The sequence below is a fragment of the Caballeronia sp. INML2 genome (genome assembly GCF_023631365.1).
Taxonomy (GTDB): Bacteria; Pseudomonadota; Gammaproteobacteria; order Burkholderiales; family Burkholderiaceae; genus Caballeronia; species Caballeronia turbans.
On the sequence record NZ_JALQDH010000055.1, the window covers coordinates 1 to 15,790 of the forward strand.

Sequence of the window (15,790 nt, forward strand, 5' to 3'; positions counted from 1 at the left end):
TGCTTTCTTTGGTCACTTTCTTTGCAGCAGCAAAGAAAGTGACTGCCGCCCCGCATAGGGGCAACGCTAATAAACCACAGACAAAACGGGATCGGGCGAAAGCGAAGAAAAACTCACCCCGCCACATACCCCCTCCCAATCCAGGCAAGGCTAATCGGCCCCCCCCCACCCCGATCCTCAACCACCCGCCGCCGCTCGATCACAACACCGACGGCATCAACATCATCGAACTTCGCAGGCTTGGCAAGCACGACCCGAACCCAATGCGCCCCGAAATCCGCGATGACGAGCTGCGCGATGCGCTCCGCCAGCGCTTCAAGCAATTGCAAACCATGCGTAGCGAGCAGACCATGAATCGCCTCCCGCACCGCCGCATAATTCACTGTGTCCTCGATCCGATCAGTCGTGCAAGCACGAATCGAAGGCACGCCGATCGCAAGACTCAGCCGCACGGTCTGCGGATCATGCAGTTCGCTCTTGTCGATGCCGATCACCGTCTGCCCTGTCAGACCCTCGATATACACGATGTCCATCGCACCAGCGCGCGCATCCGAGGAAGCAGGTTGCGGCGCAACATACACAGCTTCGCGAATCGGTTCGAATCGGCCCATATGCTTGTTGCCGCGCAACGCGGCCCTTTGATGTGGAAAACCCGGCGCCCATCGCCAAAGTCATCCGTAAAGTGCAAGCAAAAACCGGGCAAGTTAGCCCTACTCTATGCGACTACTTATTGAACCTATGCGTCTAAGGATGTACAGTTTTTGAGAACCGGGCCGGATCAGGTCGCAGACAGCGCCCGACCCATCGCGACTGCCCGGCCACGAGGCGCGCCTGCGAGCGGATATATCCGCGAAATCGGAACAGGCAAGGAAAGCCAGAGCGCCAGCGCAAAACACAACAGATTCGGCGCCGGACGGCCGCGCACAACGCGCGCACCGGAATGCGGCGCAACGGAGACTTGCCCCCATGTCGTCGCTTGCTGACGTAGACACGCATGTCCGGGAAGTACTGAACATCGTCAATAATCCGCTGGCCGCGCGTCGCGCCAGCGATTCGGTCGCGCAATCGTGGCTGCGGTGCCTCACGGAATTCAGGCTCGATCCGGGCCGCTTCATCATGCCGCCCGTGCTCACGCAGCACGAACTCAACGATCGCCGTGACGCCGCAAGCGATCTCATCGCGTGCTCGAAGCTGGAAATGACGACGTTGTATCAACAACTCGCCGATCCGGAACTCGCCGTCGTGCTCGTCGATGCGGACGGCGTCATCGTGCATCAGGTGTCGTCGGTGCCGTTCGGCGAAGCCGTCGCCGCCGATGGCCTGCGCGTCGGCGCGCTGTGGAGCGAGCGGGAAGCAGGCACCAACGGCATGGGCACATGCCTCATCGAGCGCGATTGCATCGCCGTATGCCAGCACGAACACTTCTATCCGCGCTATACGTCGCTCACCTGCTCGGCCGCGCCGATCTTCGACGAGCGCGGCACGGTCGTCGGCGTGCTCGATGTGACGAGCCGCTCCAAGCTCTTGCAACAGCATTCCCTCGTGCTCGTCGGCATGTCGCGGCAGATGATCGAAAATCGTCTGATCGATGCGCGCTACCGGCACGCGAACATGATCCACTTCCACAGCCGTCCGGAGTTCGTCGGCACGCTGCACGCGGGCAAGCTCGCCGTCAGCGACGACGGCGTCGTGCTCGCAGCGAGCCGCAGCGCGCTCTTCCAGCTGGACCTGCGCTCGCCCGGAGAACTGTGCGGCAAGCGCATCGAGGAAGCGTTCAATGCATCGCTCGAAGACATGATCGCGCGCAGCATCCGCGGCTCGTTCCACCCAGTGACGGTCTATAGCGCGAAGGCGAACAGCCGCTTCTTCCTCACCGCGCAGACGCCGCGCGAAGGCGCCAGCGGCGCGACGCGCATCCTGATGAACGATCCCGGATCGCGCGATCTGTCCGCCCCCGGCGCGCGCGCGAAAGCGCCGAAGAAAGACGCGCGCGAGACGGCCAGCGCAGGCCGTCTCGACAAGCTCGCGCATCTGGAATTCGGCGACCCGCGCATGGCCTCGCAAATCCAGCTCGCCGCGCGCGTGATCCAGCGCAAGATCCCGATCATCCTGCGCGGCCAGACGGGCACCGGCAAGGAAGTGTTCGCCAACGCGCTGCACAGCATCAGTCCGAACGGCGGCGGCGCGTTCGTCGCCGTGAATTGCGCATCGCTGCCGGAGAATCTCATCGAAAGCGAATTGTTCGGCTATCGCGCGGGTGCGTTCACCGGCGCGCAGCGCGAGGGACGGCGCGGCAAGATCGTGCAGGCGAACGGCGGCACGCTCTTTCTCGATGAAATCGGCGATATGCCGCTCACGTTGCAGGCGCGCCTGCTGCGCGTGCTCGAAGAGCACGAGGTCACGCCGCTCGGCGCGGAAACCATCGTGAAGGTGGACTTTCAGTTGATCAGCGCGAGCCACCGCAATCTTGTCGAACTCGTGCAGACGGGCATGTTCCGCGAGGACCTGTATTACCGGCTGAACGGAATCGAGATCAATCTGCCGCCGCTGCGCGAACGCGCCGATGCACTCGCGCTCATCGCGCATATTCTCGAAACCGAATCCGACGATCCGCCCGCGCTCTCCGCCGAAGCACGGCAGGCGCTGCTGTCGTATCCGTGGCCGGGCAACATCCGCCAGTTGCGTCACGTGCTGCAAATGGCGATCGCCCTCTGCGACGGCTCCGAGATCCGCTGCGCGCATCTGCCGGCCGAGATCGTGAACGGTGCGAGCCCGGGTGCGAGCGCGCAGACGGCTCCGCGCGCGCCGGGCGTGCCGGCGGGTGCGCCGCTCGCGCATCTGGCCGAGGATGCCGATACATCGGCGCTCAACGCGATCCAGGTGAAAGAGCGGGAGACCGTGCTCCAATTGCTCGACGAGCATCGCTGGAACGTGAGCAATGTCGCGAAAGTGCTCGGCATCAGCCGCAACACGCTGTATCGGAAGATGCATCGCCTGCATATTCGCCTGTCGCACGACACGCCCGCATCCGACAACCCAGCATCCGACGCATGACGCAACCCACGCCTGCCCGCCGGCTCGACGAGTTCAAGCCCGACGCGCGCTTCGCGTGGTGCGTGACCGGCTCGGGGCATATGCTCGAAGAGTCGATCGCGCTCGCGCGGCGCCTGCCCGGTGTCGATCTGTTTCTTTCCGCCGCCGGCGAGGAAGTGCTGCCGCTCTATGGCTGGACCGTCGCCAAGCTGCGCGAGCACTTCAAGGTGTTTCGCGACAACAGCGCGAGCAGCGTGCCCGTCGGCATGATCTACAACGGCGAGTATCACACGGTCGTGATCGCGCCCGCGACGAGCAATACCGTCGCCAAATGCGCGTACGGCATCTCCGATACCTTGCCCACCAATCTCTATGCGCAAGCCGGCAAGCAATGTGTGCCGGGCATCGTGTTCGCATGCGATACCGCGCCGAGCGTCATCACGCAGACCCCGCATGAATGGGTCGAAGTGAGGCCGCGCGCGATCGAGTTCGAGAACGTCGAGCGGCTCGCGCGCTTCGCGCATACCACCGTGGCCTGCTCGCTCGACGATCTCGAAGCCGCGCTCGATCAACGCCTGTCGGACCTGAAGCTCGCATGGAACACATCGTCTTCCTGACGGGGCGGCTCGCGCAGTTGAGCCTGCATCAGGTACTCGAAAGCATCGCGCCCGCTGCCGCCGGATCGCCCTTCACGTGGGAAGTTCGCGAGATCGGTCTTCAGGTCGCGGGCCTGATGACCGCCGACATGATCCGCCGGCGCGTCGAGACGCCGTTGAGCGAAGGCACGAGCCGCATGATCGTGCCCGGGCGATGCCGCGGCGATCTCGACGCCCTCAGCGCGCATTACGGCGTGCGGGTCGAGCGCGGTCCCGAGGAAGTGAAGGACTTGCCGCAGTTTTTCGGGCGCGAGGCGCGGCATGTGGACTTGTCGCGCTACGAGACGGAGATCTTCGCGGAAATCGTCGATGCGCCGCGTCTCGATCTCGATGGCATCGCGGCGCGCGCGCGCGAGTACAAAAGCCAGGGCGCCGATGTAATCGATGTCGGCTGCCTGCCGGAGACGGCGTTTCCGCATCTCGAAGATGCGGTCACGATGCTGAAGGAGCAGGGCTTTCGCGTGAGCGTCGATTCGATGCGCGATGAAGAACTCGTGCGCGGCGGACGCGCGGGCGCGGACTATGTGATGAGCCTCAACGCCGACACACTATGGATCGCGGATGAAATCGCCTCGACGCCGATCCTCGTGCCGCGCGAACCCGCCGATGGCGCCTCGCTCGATGCCGCCATCGAAGCGCTGACGAAGCGCGGCCGCCCTTTTCTCGCCGATCCGATTCTCGATCCGATTCCGTTCGGGCTCGCGGCGTCCATCGCGCGTTACGTGTCGTTGCGCGAGCGCTATCCCGATGTGCCGATCATGATGGGCGTCGGCAACGTGACCGAGCTGACCGAGGCGGATACGAGCGGCATCAATGCGGTGCTGTTCGGCATGGCGGCGGAATTGCGCATCGCGGCCGTGCTGACGACGTCGGTGAGCCTTCATGCGCGGCGTGCCGTTCGCGAAGCCGATGTCGCACGACGCGTGATGCATGCCGCGCGCCAAACGCAGACGCTGCCCAAGGGCATTTCCGCCGATTTGTCGGCGTTGCATGCGAAGCGGCCGTTTCCTTACAACGCCGAAGAGATCGCCACGCTCGCCGCCGCGATACGCGATCCGAATTTCCGCGTGCAGGTGTCGGCGGAAGGCATTCATGTCTATAACCGCGACGGTCATCACGTCGCCGTCGATCCGTTCGCGCTCTATCCCGAGCTTAGAGTCGAGACCGATGGCGGCCATGCGTTCTATCTCGGCGTGCAGCTCGCGCGCGCGGAGATCGCGTGGCAGCTAGGCAAGCGATTCGATCAGGATCAGCCGCTCGACTGGGGATGCGAAGTCGATCGGCCCGACGAGGATCTGACGGCGTGGCATGCGCCTGGCAGCACCAGGAAAAAAAGCTAGGGCTTCCATTTGATCGAGCACCCGAGCGCGGGATATTGCACGCCGGGGGCGTCACCGTTCTGCGCCATTGCGCGCATTGCTTCGTAGAGATCGCGCCGCGCATCGGGCAAGGCTTCCTTGCGCGATGCGTCGATCCGGCCGCGATATCGCAGGCGCAGACCGGCATCGAAACCGAAGCATTCCGGCGTGCAGACCGCACCGTAGGCGCGCGCGATCTCCTGCGTTTCATCGTGCAAGTACGGAAACGGCAGGTTCCATTCTTTCGTGAGCGCGACCATGCGATCGAACGCATCGTCGGTGTAGACGGTGGCGTCGTTCGAATTGATGCCCGCCACATTGATGCCGATTTCCTTCAGCGCGCGTGCATCGCGGATCAGATTCGGCATCGCGGCTTTCACGTAGGGACAGTGATTACACATGAACACGACGACGAGACCGTTCGCGCCTTTCAGCGAGCCGAGCGTATAGGTCCGGCCGTCTGTCGCGGGAAGCGCGAATTCGCCTGCGGTCGCGCCGAGTTCCGCTGTCGGGGATTCTGTTGGCATGAGATAGCTCGCAATGGGCGGGGCCGGTGATCGTAACGTCAGTGATACCGCTTCGCCATCGCCTCGAGCGCCATCGGCCTGATGCGATCCGCATGCCCCGCGCACCCGAACGCCTCGAAACGCTCGATACACAAGTCCCGCGCGGCCGCGGTCGCCGCCTTCAACGCATGCCGCGGATCGAACTCCGATTTCGCCGACGCCATCGCCCGGCGCATCGCGCCCGTCATCGCGAGGCGGATATCCGTGTCGATGTTCACTTTCCGCACGCCGTTTGCGATGCCGCGCCGGATTTCCTCGACCGGCACGCCGAACGTCGCCGGAATCTCGCCGCCGTGCTCGCGAATGATCGCAAGCCATTCCTGCGGCACCGACGACGAGCCGTGCATCACGAGATGCGTGTCCGGAATCCGTGCGTGAATCTCGGCGATGCGATCGATCGCGAGGATATCGCCCGTCGGCTGTCGGCTGAACTTGTACGCGCCGTGCGATGTGCCGATGGCGATCGCGAGCGCGTCGATGCCCGTCGCCTCGACGAACGCGCGCGCCTCGTCGGGATCGGTCAGCAACCGGTCGTGACTCAGCGCACCCTCGGCGCCGACGCCGTCCTCTTCGCCCGCGCGCCCCGTCTCCAGCGAGCCGAGACAACCCAGCTCACCTTCGACCGAGACGCCCACGGAATGCGCCGCCTCCACGACGCGCCGGCTCACCCCCACGTTGTACTCATATTCAGCGGGCGTTTTCTGATCGGGCATGAGCGAGCCGTCCATCATCACGGACGTGAAGCCCGACCGTATCGCCTGCTGGCAAACGGACGGGCTCGCGCCGTGATCCTGATGCAGGACGACGGGGATATCCGGATGCGCCTCGACAGCCGCGAGCACCAGATGCCGCAGATACGGCTCGCCCGCGTACTTGCGCGCGCCCGCCGACGCCTGCAGGATGACCGGGCTCTTCGTCGCCTCGGCCGCCTGCATGATCGCGTGCACCTGCTCCATGTTGTTGACGTTGAACGCCGGCACGCCATATGCGTGTTCGGCCGCGTGATCCAGCAACTGCCTCAATGCGATGAAGGCCATCGTGTCATCTCCATGCAGGGTATGAAAAATTCAGGCCGCCACGCGGCGCGCTTCATCGACGAGCGCCGCCTTCGTGACGCCGAAGTGCTCGAACAACGCGCTCGCGGGCGCGGATTCGCCGAAACGATCGATGCCTATTACGCCGCCATTCAACCCGACGTACTGCCGCCAGAACGCCGTGACGCCCGCCTCGATCGCGACACGCGGCACGCCTTCGGGCAGCACGCGTTCGCGCCACACGTTGCACTGGCGATCGAACACGGTGGTCGACGGCATCGACACGACGCGCGCCAGAATGCCCTCGTCCTTCAGCGGCTCGACGGCCGCGAGCGCGAGGGCCACTTCCGAGCCGGTCGCGATCAGCACGACGCGGCGCGCATCGCGTTCGCATGTCGACGGCCAGTCGAGGAGCACGTAGCCGCCCCGCTCGATGCCGTCGATCTGCGCTTCATCGCGCGGCACGAAAGGCAGGCTCTGGCGTGACAGCAGCAGGCACGAAGGCCGGTCGCGCTCGACCGCGCTCACCCATGCCTGCATCGTCTCGACGCTATCGCACGGACGCCATACGTCGAGGCCCGGAATCATGCGCAAGCTCGCGGCGTGCTCGATCGGCTGATGTGTCGGACCGTCTTCACCGAGGCCGATGGAATCGTGCGTGAAGACGAACACCGTGCGCGTTTTCATGAGCGCGGCCATGCGCAGCGCGTTGCGCGAGTAGTCGGAAAACGTGAGGAACGTTCCGCCGAACGGCAGATAGCCGCGATGCAGCGCGACGCCGTTGAGCACCGCGCTCATGCCGAACTCGCGCACGCCGAAGTGGATGTAATTGCCTTTTTCCGGCAATGCGCTCACATCGACCGCATCTTTCCAGCGTGTGAGATTCGATCCGGTCAGGTCAGCCGAGCCGCCGAGCAGTTCGGGCAACACGCGCGCAAGGCCTTCGATGGCGAGTTGCGACGCCTTGCGCGTCGCGATCGTCTGCCGCGCGCGATCCGCGTCGCGCACGAGCGCATGCGCCATGTCGCGCCAGTTCGCCGGCAGCGCGCCACGCACCCGGCGCTCGAACTCGGCGGCCTCGGCCGGAAACACGCGACGATACGCCTGCATGCGGCGATTCCAGTTCTCCTGCGCCGCCGCGCCCGCCTCGCGCGCATCCCACAGCGCGCGAATCGACGATGGAATCTCGAACGGCGCATGCGTCCAGTCGAGCGCGCGGCGCGTGGCTTCGACTTCGTCGGCGGGAAGCGGCGCGCCGTGCACGTCGTGCGTACCGGCCATGTTGGGCGCACCCAGGCCGATCACCGTCTTGCAGCAGATCAAGGTTGGGCGGTCCGACTCGCGCGCTTCCTGCAACGCACGGGACACGTCCTCGACATCGTGGCCATCGACCGCACGCACGACGTGCCAGCCGTACGATTCGAAACGTTTCGGCGTATCGTCGGTGAACCAGCCGTCGACGTGGCCGTCGATCGAAATGCCGTTGTCGTCGTAGAGCACGGTGAGCTTGCCGAGCCGCAGCGTACCCGCGAGCGACGCCGCTTCATGCGACACGCCCTCCATCATGCAGCCATCGCCCGCAAAGACATACGTGCGGTGATCGACGATCTCGTGCCCCGGCCGATTGAATTCACGCGCGAGCAAGGCCTCGGCGAGCGCCATGCCGACCGCATTGGTCAGGCCCTGACCGAGCGGCCCGGTCGTCGTTTCGACGCCGGGCGTCACGCCCACTTCCGGATGCCCCGGCGTCTTGCTGCCCATCTGACGAAAGCGTTTTATCTCGTCGATGGACAAGTCATAGCCGCTCAGATGCAACAGTGCATAGAGGAGCATCGACCCGTGACCGTTCGACAGCACGAAGCGGTCGCGATCCGACCAATCCGGATCGGCGGGATTGTGCTTCAGATGACGCGCCCAGAGCGCGACCGCGATCTCCGCCATGCCCATCGGCATGCCGGGATGACCGGACTTCGCCTGGCTCACGGCGTCGACGGCGAGCATGCGCAACGCGTTCGCCATCTGTCGCGTATCGGGTGAGCGATGAAGTCCGGGCAAAGCCTCAGCGACGGCATTCATGAGATGCCTCCTTACATACGATGATGAGAAACCTTTCTATGCACGCGCGCGCCGGTCGCGCAGTTGCAGGATCATCGGCGTGAAGATGAGCTGCATCGCGAGACCCATCTTGCCGCCGGGCACGACGATCACATTCGGCCGCGACATGAACGAGTCGTGCAGCATCGTCAGCAGATAGGGAAAGTCGATGCCCTTCGGCTTCGCGAAGCGGATCACGACGAAGCTTTCGTCAGGCTGCGGAATCTCCCGCGCGGTGAACGGGTTCGACGTATCCACGGTCGGCACGCGCTGAAAATTCACATGCGTGCGCGAGAACTGCGGACAGATGTAGTTCACGTAATCGGGCATGCGCCGCAGGATCGTATCGACGACGGCTTCATGCGAATAACCGCGCATCGTCTGATCGCGATGCAGCTTCTGAATCCATTCGAGATTGATGATCGGCACGACGCCGACGAGCAGATCCGCATGACGCGCGATATCGACTTTCCCCGTGACGGCGCCGCCGTGCAGGCCCTCGTAGAACATCAAGTCGGTGCCGGGCGTGATGTCCTCCCACGGCGTGAAGGTGCCCGCATCTTGCCTGTAATGCGCGGCTTCGCCTTCATCGTGCACGTAATGGCGATACTGGCCGCCGCCCGTTTCGCCGTAGGTATGGAACAGGCTCTCGAGTTCTTCGAGCAGATTGGCTTCCGGCCCGAAGTGGCTGAAATTGACGAGGCCGTCGCGCTCGCTCTGCTTCATCGCCTCGCGCATGCCAAGACGATCGTATCGATGAAACGCATCGCCTTCGACGATCTGCGCATTGATTTTCTCGCGCCTGAAGATATGCGTGAAGCTCTTCATGACGGTGGTGGTGCCGGCGCCGCTAGAGCCCGTCACCGCGACGATCGGATGCTTGACTGACATGCGCTTGCCTCCCTGCTATAGATGTAATGAGCGCAGTTTCAGATGTCGATTCACGCTTGCGTTTCGGGGAGGAACAACGAGCGTTCCTTGAACAACGGCGACGTGAACGGCTTGTCCTCGCCGCGATCGTATTCGCCGTGATAGCGCTGAATGCGGTCGACTTCATTGCGCGAGCCGAGTATCACCGGCACGCGTTGATGCAGCGCCTTCGGTTCGACATCGAGAATGCGCTCGCGTCCCGTGATCGACAGCCCGCCCGCCTGCTCGACGATGAAGCTCATCGGGCTCGCTTCATAGAGCAGGCGCAGGCGTCCTTCCATCTCGGGCGTCTTGAAGTCGCGCGGATACATGAACACGCCGCCGCGCATGAGGATGCGATGCACTTCCGCGACCATCGACGCGATCCATCGCATGTTGAAGTCCTGCGCGCGGCAACCGGTGCGGCCGTCCTTGCATTCCTGCACGTAGCGGCGCACGGGCGGCTCCCAGAAGCGCTCGTTCGATGCGTTGATCGCGAACTCGCATGAATCTTCGGGGATGCGGATATCGGAATGCGTGAGCACGAAATTGCCGACATCGCGTTCCAGGGTGAAACCGTGCGTGCCGTTGCCGACGGAGAGCACGAGCATGGTCGAAGGGCCGTAGATCGCATAACCCGCCGCGACCTGTTCGCGTCCCGGGCGCAGGAACGACGCATCGTCCGGTGCGTCGCTTTCATCGCCCGCGCGTCTCAGCACGGAGAAGATCGAGCCGACCACGCCGTTGATATCGATGTTCGACGAGCCATCGAGCGGATCGAACGCAAGCAGATACTCGCCGCGCGGATACGGCTCCGGAATCGCATAGACGCGCTCCATCTCTTCCGACACCATGCCCGCGAGCAAGCCGTCCCACTCGCAATGTTGCAGGAAGATATCGTTGGTCACGAGGTCGAGCTTCTTCTGCTCCTCGCCATGCGTGTTGATCGATTGCGCCGAGCCGTGCTGTCCGCCCAGCGCGCCGCGCGTCAATGCGGCCGCGATCGTCTTGATCGATGCGGCCACGTCGATCAGAAGTGCGGACAGACCGCTCGCGGCTTCCGCACCGGGCTTGCGGTCCAGCGTGTCGATCAGGAACTTCGATAAGGTCGTGCGTCCATCCTGCATCGCGCTCTCCTTTCTGCGTTATGAATCGGTGAACACACGGCTCGCGCGGATATCGCTGGCATCGAGTCGCATCAGCGCATCGGCATCGGCGATGCCGTTGCCCGTTTCGGCTGCGGCGAACAGACGATTCGCCTGACGCAAACGCGCGCGATCCAGCGCATTGCGCACCGAGCGCGCATTGGCGAAGTTCGGCTGCCTGATGCGGTGCGCGAGATATGCTTCGAAGGCGCGGCGCGCGTCTTCGTCGAAGCGGTAATGCATGTCGGTCAGCATGTGCTCGGCGATCTGCAGCAGCTCGTCGGGCGCATAGTCCGGAAACACGAGGTGATGCGCGATGCGCGAGCGGAAGCCCGGATTGCTGTGAAAGAACGTCTCCATGCGCGACGCATAACCCGCGAGAATCACGACAAGATCGTCGCGCTGGTTCTCCATGATCTGCAGCAGGATCTCAATGGCTTCCTGTCCGTAATCGCGCTCGTTCTCCGGGCGATACAGGTAATAGGCCTCGTCGATGAAGAGCACGCCGCCCATCGCACGCTTGAGCACTTCGCGCGTTTTGGGCGCGGTATGCCCGATGTACTGACCGACCAGATCGTCCCGCGTCACCGAAACGAGATGATTGCGCCGGATATAGCCGAGCCGATGCAGAACCTGCGCCATGCGCAGCGCAACGGTGGTTTTTCCGGTGCCGGGATTGCCCGAGAAGCACATGTGCAGCGTGGGCGCACCCGACGTGATGCCGAGCGTCTTGCGGGCGCGCTCCACGAGCAGATGCGCGGCGATCTCGCGGATACGCGTCTTGACTGGGGCGAGACCGATGAGGTCCCGGTCCAGCTCCGCCAGCACTTCGCCGATGCGCGATTCGCGATAGAGCGCCATCAGATCGGCTGAGGTTTGAAGAGGCGCTTCTTCGAGCGTGGCTTCGGCGCTCATGATCGATCCTCCTCATCAATAGCGCTCGCCGCTCGGGCGATCGGTTGCGTAGGTGCGGATCGCGTAGCGCTGCACGCGGCTTCTGTCGTCCTGACGTTCGAGGCGGAAGCCTCGTTCCTGTGGTGGGCGGTTCACGATGAACGATAAGCGCATCGTTTCGAAGCCGCGCACCGAGTCGAATGCGTTCACCTTGATGTAGTGATGCGGATACGTCTTGCGGCATTCGTTCACTTCCATCAGCACGCCGGCGGCGTCGTGGAGATCGAACATCGGCAGGGCCCACATTTCCCAATACGTGTTCCGTGGATGCGGGTCATCGGTGAACTCCACTGAGCATGACCAGCCCTGGTCCAGGGCGTAGTTTATTTGTTTGGAGATTTCTTCGTCGGTGAGCGGGGGCAAGAAGGAGAACGTCCCTTGGGTGATGTTCATTTCGATATCCTTAGTATGGTTTCTTCGTGAAATCATGCTTTCGTGTCGGTCCGGGATCCGGCGAAAAAACCCCTACACCGCCGTAGCCGTAACAGCAAAATCCGGCGTATCCGTCGATGCGTAGTTGAAGGTGACATCGCGCCAGGTATCGAGCGCCTGCTTGAGCGGCGTACACGAACGCGCGGCGGCTTCCAGAATATCCGGCCCTTCATTAGCAATATCGCGCCCTTCATTCCGCGCTTTCACCATCGCTTCGAGCGCGACACGATTGGCCGTCGCACCGGCCTGAATACCTTGCGGATGCCCGATCGTGCCGCCGCCGAATTGCAGAATGCAGTCATCGCCGAAGAGATCGAGCAGTTGATGCATCTGTCCGGCGTGAATCCCGCCCGATGCCACCGGCATCACCTTGCGCAACCCCGCCCACGGTTGATCGAAGAAAATGCCGCGCGACAGATCCGGCTCGTTGCGCGCCTCGCGGCACACGTTGTAATAGCCCTGCACCGACAACGGATCGCCTTCCAGCTTGCCTACCGCCGTGCCCGCATGCGCGTGATCCACACCGGCCATGCGCAGCCACTTCGCGATCACGCGAAACGAGATGCCGTGATTGCGCTGCCGCGTGTACGTGCCATGTCCCGCGCGATGCAGATGCAGGATCATGTCGTTGCGACGCGCCCATTTCGACATCGACTGAATCGCGGTCCATCCGATCACCAGATCGATCATCACGATGCACGAGCCCAATTCCTTCGCGAATTCGGCGCGCTCGTACATGTCTTCCATCGTGCCGGCCGTCACGTTGAGGTAGTGGCCCTTCACTTCACCCGTTTCGGCTTGCGCGCGGTTCACCGCTTCCATCGAGAAGAGATAGCGGTCGCGCCAGTGCATGAAGGCCTGCGAGTTGATGTTTTCGTCATCCTTCAGGAAGTCGAGACCGCCTTTCAGTCCTTCATACACGACACGTCCGTAGTTCTTGCCCGACAAGCCGAGCTTCGGCTTGACAGTCGCGCCGAGCAGCGGCCGTCCGTATTTGTCGAGCCGCTCACGCTCGACGATGATGCCCGTTGGCGGACCCTGGAACGTCTTCAGATAGGCAACCGGAATGCGCATGTCCTCGAGACGCAGCGCCTTCAGCGGTTTGAAGCCGAACACATTGCCGATGATGGACGCCGTCAGGTTCGCCACCGATCCTTCCTCGAACAGATCGAGTTCATAGGCGATGTACGCGAAGTATTGCGGCTCGTCGGCGCGCGCGTTCGGCACCGGCTCGACGCGATACGCCTTCGCGCGATACATGTCGCACGCGGTGAGGCGATCGGTCCACACCACGGTCCATGTCGCCGTCGACGACTCGCCCGCCACGGCCGCGGCCGCTTCCTCCGGCTCGACGCCGGCTTGCGGCGTGATGCGAAAGAGCGCGATCACGTCCGTATCCTTCGGCGTGTAATCGGGCTGCCAGTAGCCCATCTCGCGATACTTCATGACACCGGCCGCATAGCGCGAGCGCGGATCGGACGGATTGCGCGCCGCCTCGACGGCGGCCTTGCTGAAGTCGTTCATTCCGTTTCCTCGACAGTGAGATGAGAGTGACGTGCGCCCCGATGTCCCAAGCGACCGTCGCGCTTGTGTGCCGCTGTGATTGCAGACTACGCACTGGCCGCGAGGAAAGGAATTCACGAATAACTTGCCGGACCATAAGCGATGCCTTAGTCGGGATTAGCCCTGATGCGTTTATGGCTGCACGAATGGGACACTTTGTTCTGATTTCGTCACAGTCGGCGCGCATGATGAACCGGCCGCGTTCTTCGGCATCCGCTTCATGCGATTGGCATGACGCTTGCATCGTCGAAACGCCGGCCCCCTCCCGGCCGCCTGGGCGGATTCGTCCGCATCGGCAAATCATTGAAGCGGTAACCGAGGCATCAACCCGACTCATATGGAGGAACGCGCATGCAATGGACTACCCCCAGCTTCACCGATATGCGTTTTGGTTTTGAAATCACGATGTATATCGCCACCCGCTGAACGCGGATCAAACCCGCACGAAGCCGCATCGAAGCAATCGCGGCTACTTCGTGCGGCTACGAATACTTTCGCCGACCATCATGATCTACGAGACCATCGTCACGACCGCGGATCGCGATGGCCGGCCGCACATCGCGCCGATGGGCGTGCGCTTCGAGGATGGTTTCGCGGTACTCGCGCCGTTCCGCCCGTCCACGACGCTCGACAACGTGCTCGCGACGAAGAGCGCCGTCATCAACTTCACGACGGACGTGCGCGTGTTCGCGGGCTGCGTGACGGGCTACGCGCGCGATTGGCCCACGGTCGCCGCGGACAGGGTGCCGAGCGTGCGGCTCGCATCGACGCTCGCGCATACCGAGTTGCGTCTCGCTGAACTTCTCGACGACGAAACACGTCCCACGCTGCGTATGGAATGCGTGCATCGCGCGACACATGCGCCGTTTGCGGGCTTCAATCGTGCGCAGGGCGCTGTCGTCGAAGGCGCGATTCTCGTGAGCCGTCTGTTCATGCTGCCGCCGGAGAAGGTGGACAGCGAGATTGCGTATCTGAAGATCGCAATCGACAAGACCGCGGGCGACGCCGAGCGCGAAGCATGGCAATGGCTCTTGCAGGCAATCGAGGCGCATCGCGCCAGGGCGCTTACCTGAAGCGTCTTTCGTGGCATTTCCACCGGAGTTTTGACGATGACCGCACTGCTCGCGAGCGTCCGCTCGGCCGACGAAGCATTCGATGCCGCGGACGCGGGGGCCGAACTGATCGACCTGAAGGAACCGGGCGCGGGCGCGCTGGGCGGGGTCGCGATCGGCGATATTGCGCATATCGTGAAGGTATTGCGTGCGCGCTATGCGGTGCGGCCGATCAGCGCGACCATCGGCGACTTGCCCAATGATGCGCTCGGCGAGATGACCGCGCGCGTGCTCGACGTCGCGGCGACGGGTGTCGATTATGTGAAGGTCGGCGTGACGCCGGGCGCGGGAGCTTCGGCGTGCCTGCGGCATCTGGCGAGCTTGCCGGCGGCGGTGGTGCCGGTGTTTCTTTCTGACGATGGCGTCGATCGCGAGCTGGCTATGCTTGCGGCGCAACTAGGGTTTGTCGGCATCGTGTTCGACACGGCGAGCAAGAACGGGCGCACGTTGTTCGATTGCGTCGATGCGGGGGTGCTTGCTTCGTGTATCGCCGATGCGCGGGCTCGCGGGACGATGATTGCAGTCGCCGGGTCGCTGGGCTGGGGCGATCTCGAGAGGATTCTTTTGCTTTCGCCGGATATCGCAGGGTTTCGGGGGGCGTTGTGTGATGAGCTTGGCGGGCGGCGGGGGAGGCTTGATCCCAAGCGGGTGGAGAAGTGGGTTCGGGCATTGCATGGGGGGGGTGGCATTGGGCTTTAGTCGGGAGGTTCAGGCTTTCGCCGGATCGCGTATTGGCATTGATTTATTAGCACTGCCCCTGTGCGGGGCGGCAGTCACTTTCTTTGCTGCTACAAAGAACGGCTTTCGCCGGATCCCGTTTTCTTTTTGGTCTATTAGCACTGCCCCTGTGCGGGGCGGCAGTCACTTTCTTTGCTGCTGCAAAGAAAGTAACCAAAGAAAGCAGCTCCACACGCCCGCGGTCACACGCAGTTTG

15 protein-coding genes are annotated in these 15,790 nt (G+C 63.3%); 6 read left to right on the plus strand and 9 right to left on the minus strand.

The annotated features are described in order from the left end of the window. Positions 1-113 precede the first annotated feature (113 nt). The gene (locus tag NCT32_RS20030) at positions 114-611 is read right to left on the minus strand and encodes a dihydroneopterin aldolase (protein ID WP_061121883.1); all 498 of its coding nucleotides are present in this window, start codon (positions 609-611) and stop codon (positions 114-116) included. A gap of 355 nt (positions 612-966) precedes the next feature. Between NCT32_RS20030 and NCT32_RS20035 the strand changes: the two genes are divergently transcribed. From NCT32_RS20035 to NCT32_RS20045, 3 genes are read left to right on the plus strand one after another with little or no spacing between them, the layout of a single operon-like run. Next, on the plus strand, positions 967-3,054 hold the full coding sequence (locus NCT32_RS20035; protein ID WP_061121884.1) for a sigma-54-dependent Fis family transcriptional regulator: 2,088 nt from the start codon (positions 967-969) through the stop codon (positions 3,052-3,054). Beyond that, positions 3,051-3,650: a flavoprotein gene (locus tag NCT32_RS20040; protein ID WP_061121885.1), complete on the plus strand. Its 600-nt coding sequence runs from the start codon at positions 3,051-3,053 to the stop codon at positions 3,648-3,650. The genes NCT32_RS20035 and NCT32_RS20040 overlap by 4 nt, the downstream gene beginning before the upstream one ends. After that, positions 3,629-5,029 (plus strand): DUF6513 domain-containing protein, encoded by a 1,401-nt coding sequence (locus NCT32_RS20045; RefSeq protein WP_250490494.1) that lies wholly within the window; start codon positions 3,629-3,631, stop codon positions 5,027-5,029. The genes NCT32_RS20040 and NCT32_RS20045 overlap by 22 nt, the downstream gene beginning before the upstream one ends. Here the strand turns inward: NCT32_RS20045 and NCT32_RS20050 are convergent. The 8 genes from NCT32_RS20050 to NCT32_RS20085 form a co-directional block, all read right to left on the minus strand. Continuing rightward, complete coding sequence (locus NCT32_RS20050; protein WP_250490495.1) at positions 5,026-5,574, minus strand: thioredoxin family protein; 549 nt, start codon at positions 5,572-5,574, stop codon at positions 5,026-5,028. The genes NCT32_RS20045 and NCT32_RS20050 overlap by 4 nt on opposite strands. A gap of 38 nt (positions 5,575-5,612) precedes the next feature. After that, positions 5,613-6,650 carry a class II fructose-bisphosphate aldolase gene (fba, locus tag NCT32_RS20055; RefSeq protein ID WP_061121888.1) on the minus strand — a complete coding sequence of 346 codons (1,038 nt, stop codon included), beginning with the start codon at positions 6,648-6,650 and terminating at the stop codon, positions 5,613-5,615. Positions 6,651-6,680: 30 nt separating this feature from the next. Then, positions 6,681-8,723 (minus strand): transketolase, encoded by a 2,043-nt coding sequence (gene tkt, locus NCT32_RS20060; RefSeq protein ID WP_250477516.1) that lies wholly within the window; start codon positions 8,721-8,723, stop codon positions 6,681-6,683. A gap of 36 nt (positions 8,724-8,759) precedes the next feature. Further along, on the minus strand, positions 8,760-9,632 hold the full coding sequence (locus NCT32_RS20065) for a phosphoribulokinase (RefSeq protein WP_061121890.1): 873 nt from the start codon (positions 9,630-9,632) through the stop codon (positions 8,760-8,762). A 50-nt stretch (positions 9,633-9,682) separates the two neighbouring features. Further along, positions 9,683-10,777, minus strand: coding sequence for a class 1 fructose-bisphosphatase (locus tag NCT32_RS20070; RefSeq protein ID WP_061121891.1), 1,095 nt, complete (start codon positions 10,775-10,777; stop codon positions 9,683-9,685). 18 nt (positions 10,778-10,795) lie between these two features. Continuing rightward, a complete protein-coding gene (cbbX, locus tag NCT32_RS20075) occupies positions 10,796-11,710 on the minus strand; it encodes a CbbX protein (RefSeq protein ID WP_061121892.1) in 915 nt (304 codons plus the stop codon). Between the two features lie 15 nt (positions 11,711-11,725). Further along, the gene (locus NCT32_RS20080) at positions 11,726-12,142 is read right to left on the minus strand and encodes a ribulose bisphosphate carboxylase small subunit (RefSeq protein WP_061121893.1); all 417 of its coding nucleotides are present in this window, start codon (positions 12,140-12,142) and stop codon (positions 11,726-11,728) included. A gap of 72 nt (positions 12,143-12,214) precedes the next feature. Further along, a complete protein-coding gene (locus NCT32_RS20085) occupies positions 12,215-13,705 on the minus strand; it encodes a form I ribulose bisphosphate carboxylase large subunit (protein WP_061121894.1) in 1,491 nt (496 codons plus the stop codon). A 390-nt stretch (positions 13,706-14,095) separates the two neighbouring features. Here NCT32_RS20085 and pqqA point away from each other — a divergent pair, with 390 nt between their 5' ends. From pqqA to NCT32_RS20100, 3 genes are all read left to right on the plus strand, one after another. After that, positions 14,096-14,170, plus strand: a complete 75-nt coding sequence (gene pqqA, locus NCT32_RS20090) for a pyrroloquinoline quinone precursor peptide PqqA (protein ID WP_008354335.1) — start codon at positions 14,096-14,098, stop codon at positions 14,168-14,170. 80 nt (positions 14,171-14,250) lie between these two features. Beyond that, positions 14,251-14,817, plus strand: coding sequence for a DUF447 domain-containing protein (locus tag NCT32_RS20095; RefSeq protein ID WP_061121895.1), 567 nt, complete (start codon positions 14,251-14,253; stop codon positions 14,815-14,817). A gap of 36 nt (positions 14,818-14,853) precedes the next feature. Then, on the plus strand, positions 14,854-15,555 hold the full coding sequence (locus NCT32_RS20100) for a (5-formylfuran-3-yl)methyl phosphate synthase (RefSeq protein ID WP_061121896.1): 702 nt from the start codon (positions 14,854-14,856) through the stop codon (positions 15,553-15,555). The last annotated feature ends 235 nt before the right edge of the window (positions 15,556-15,790 follow it).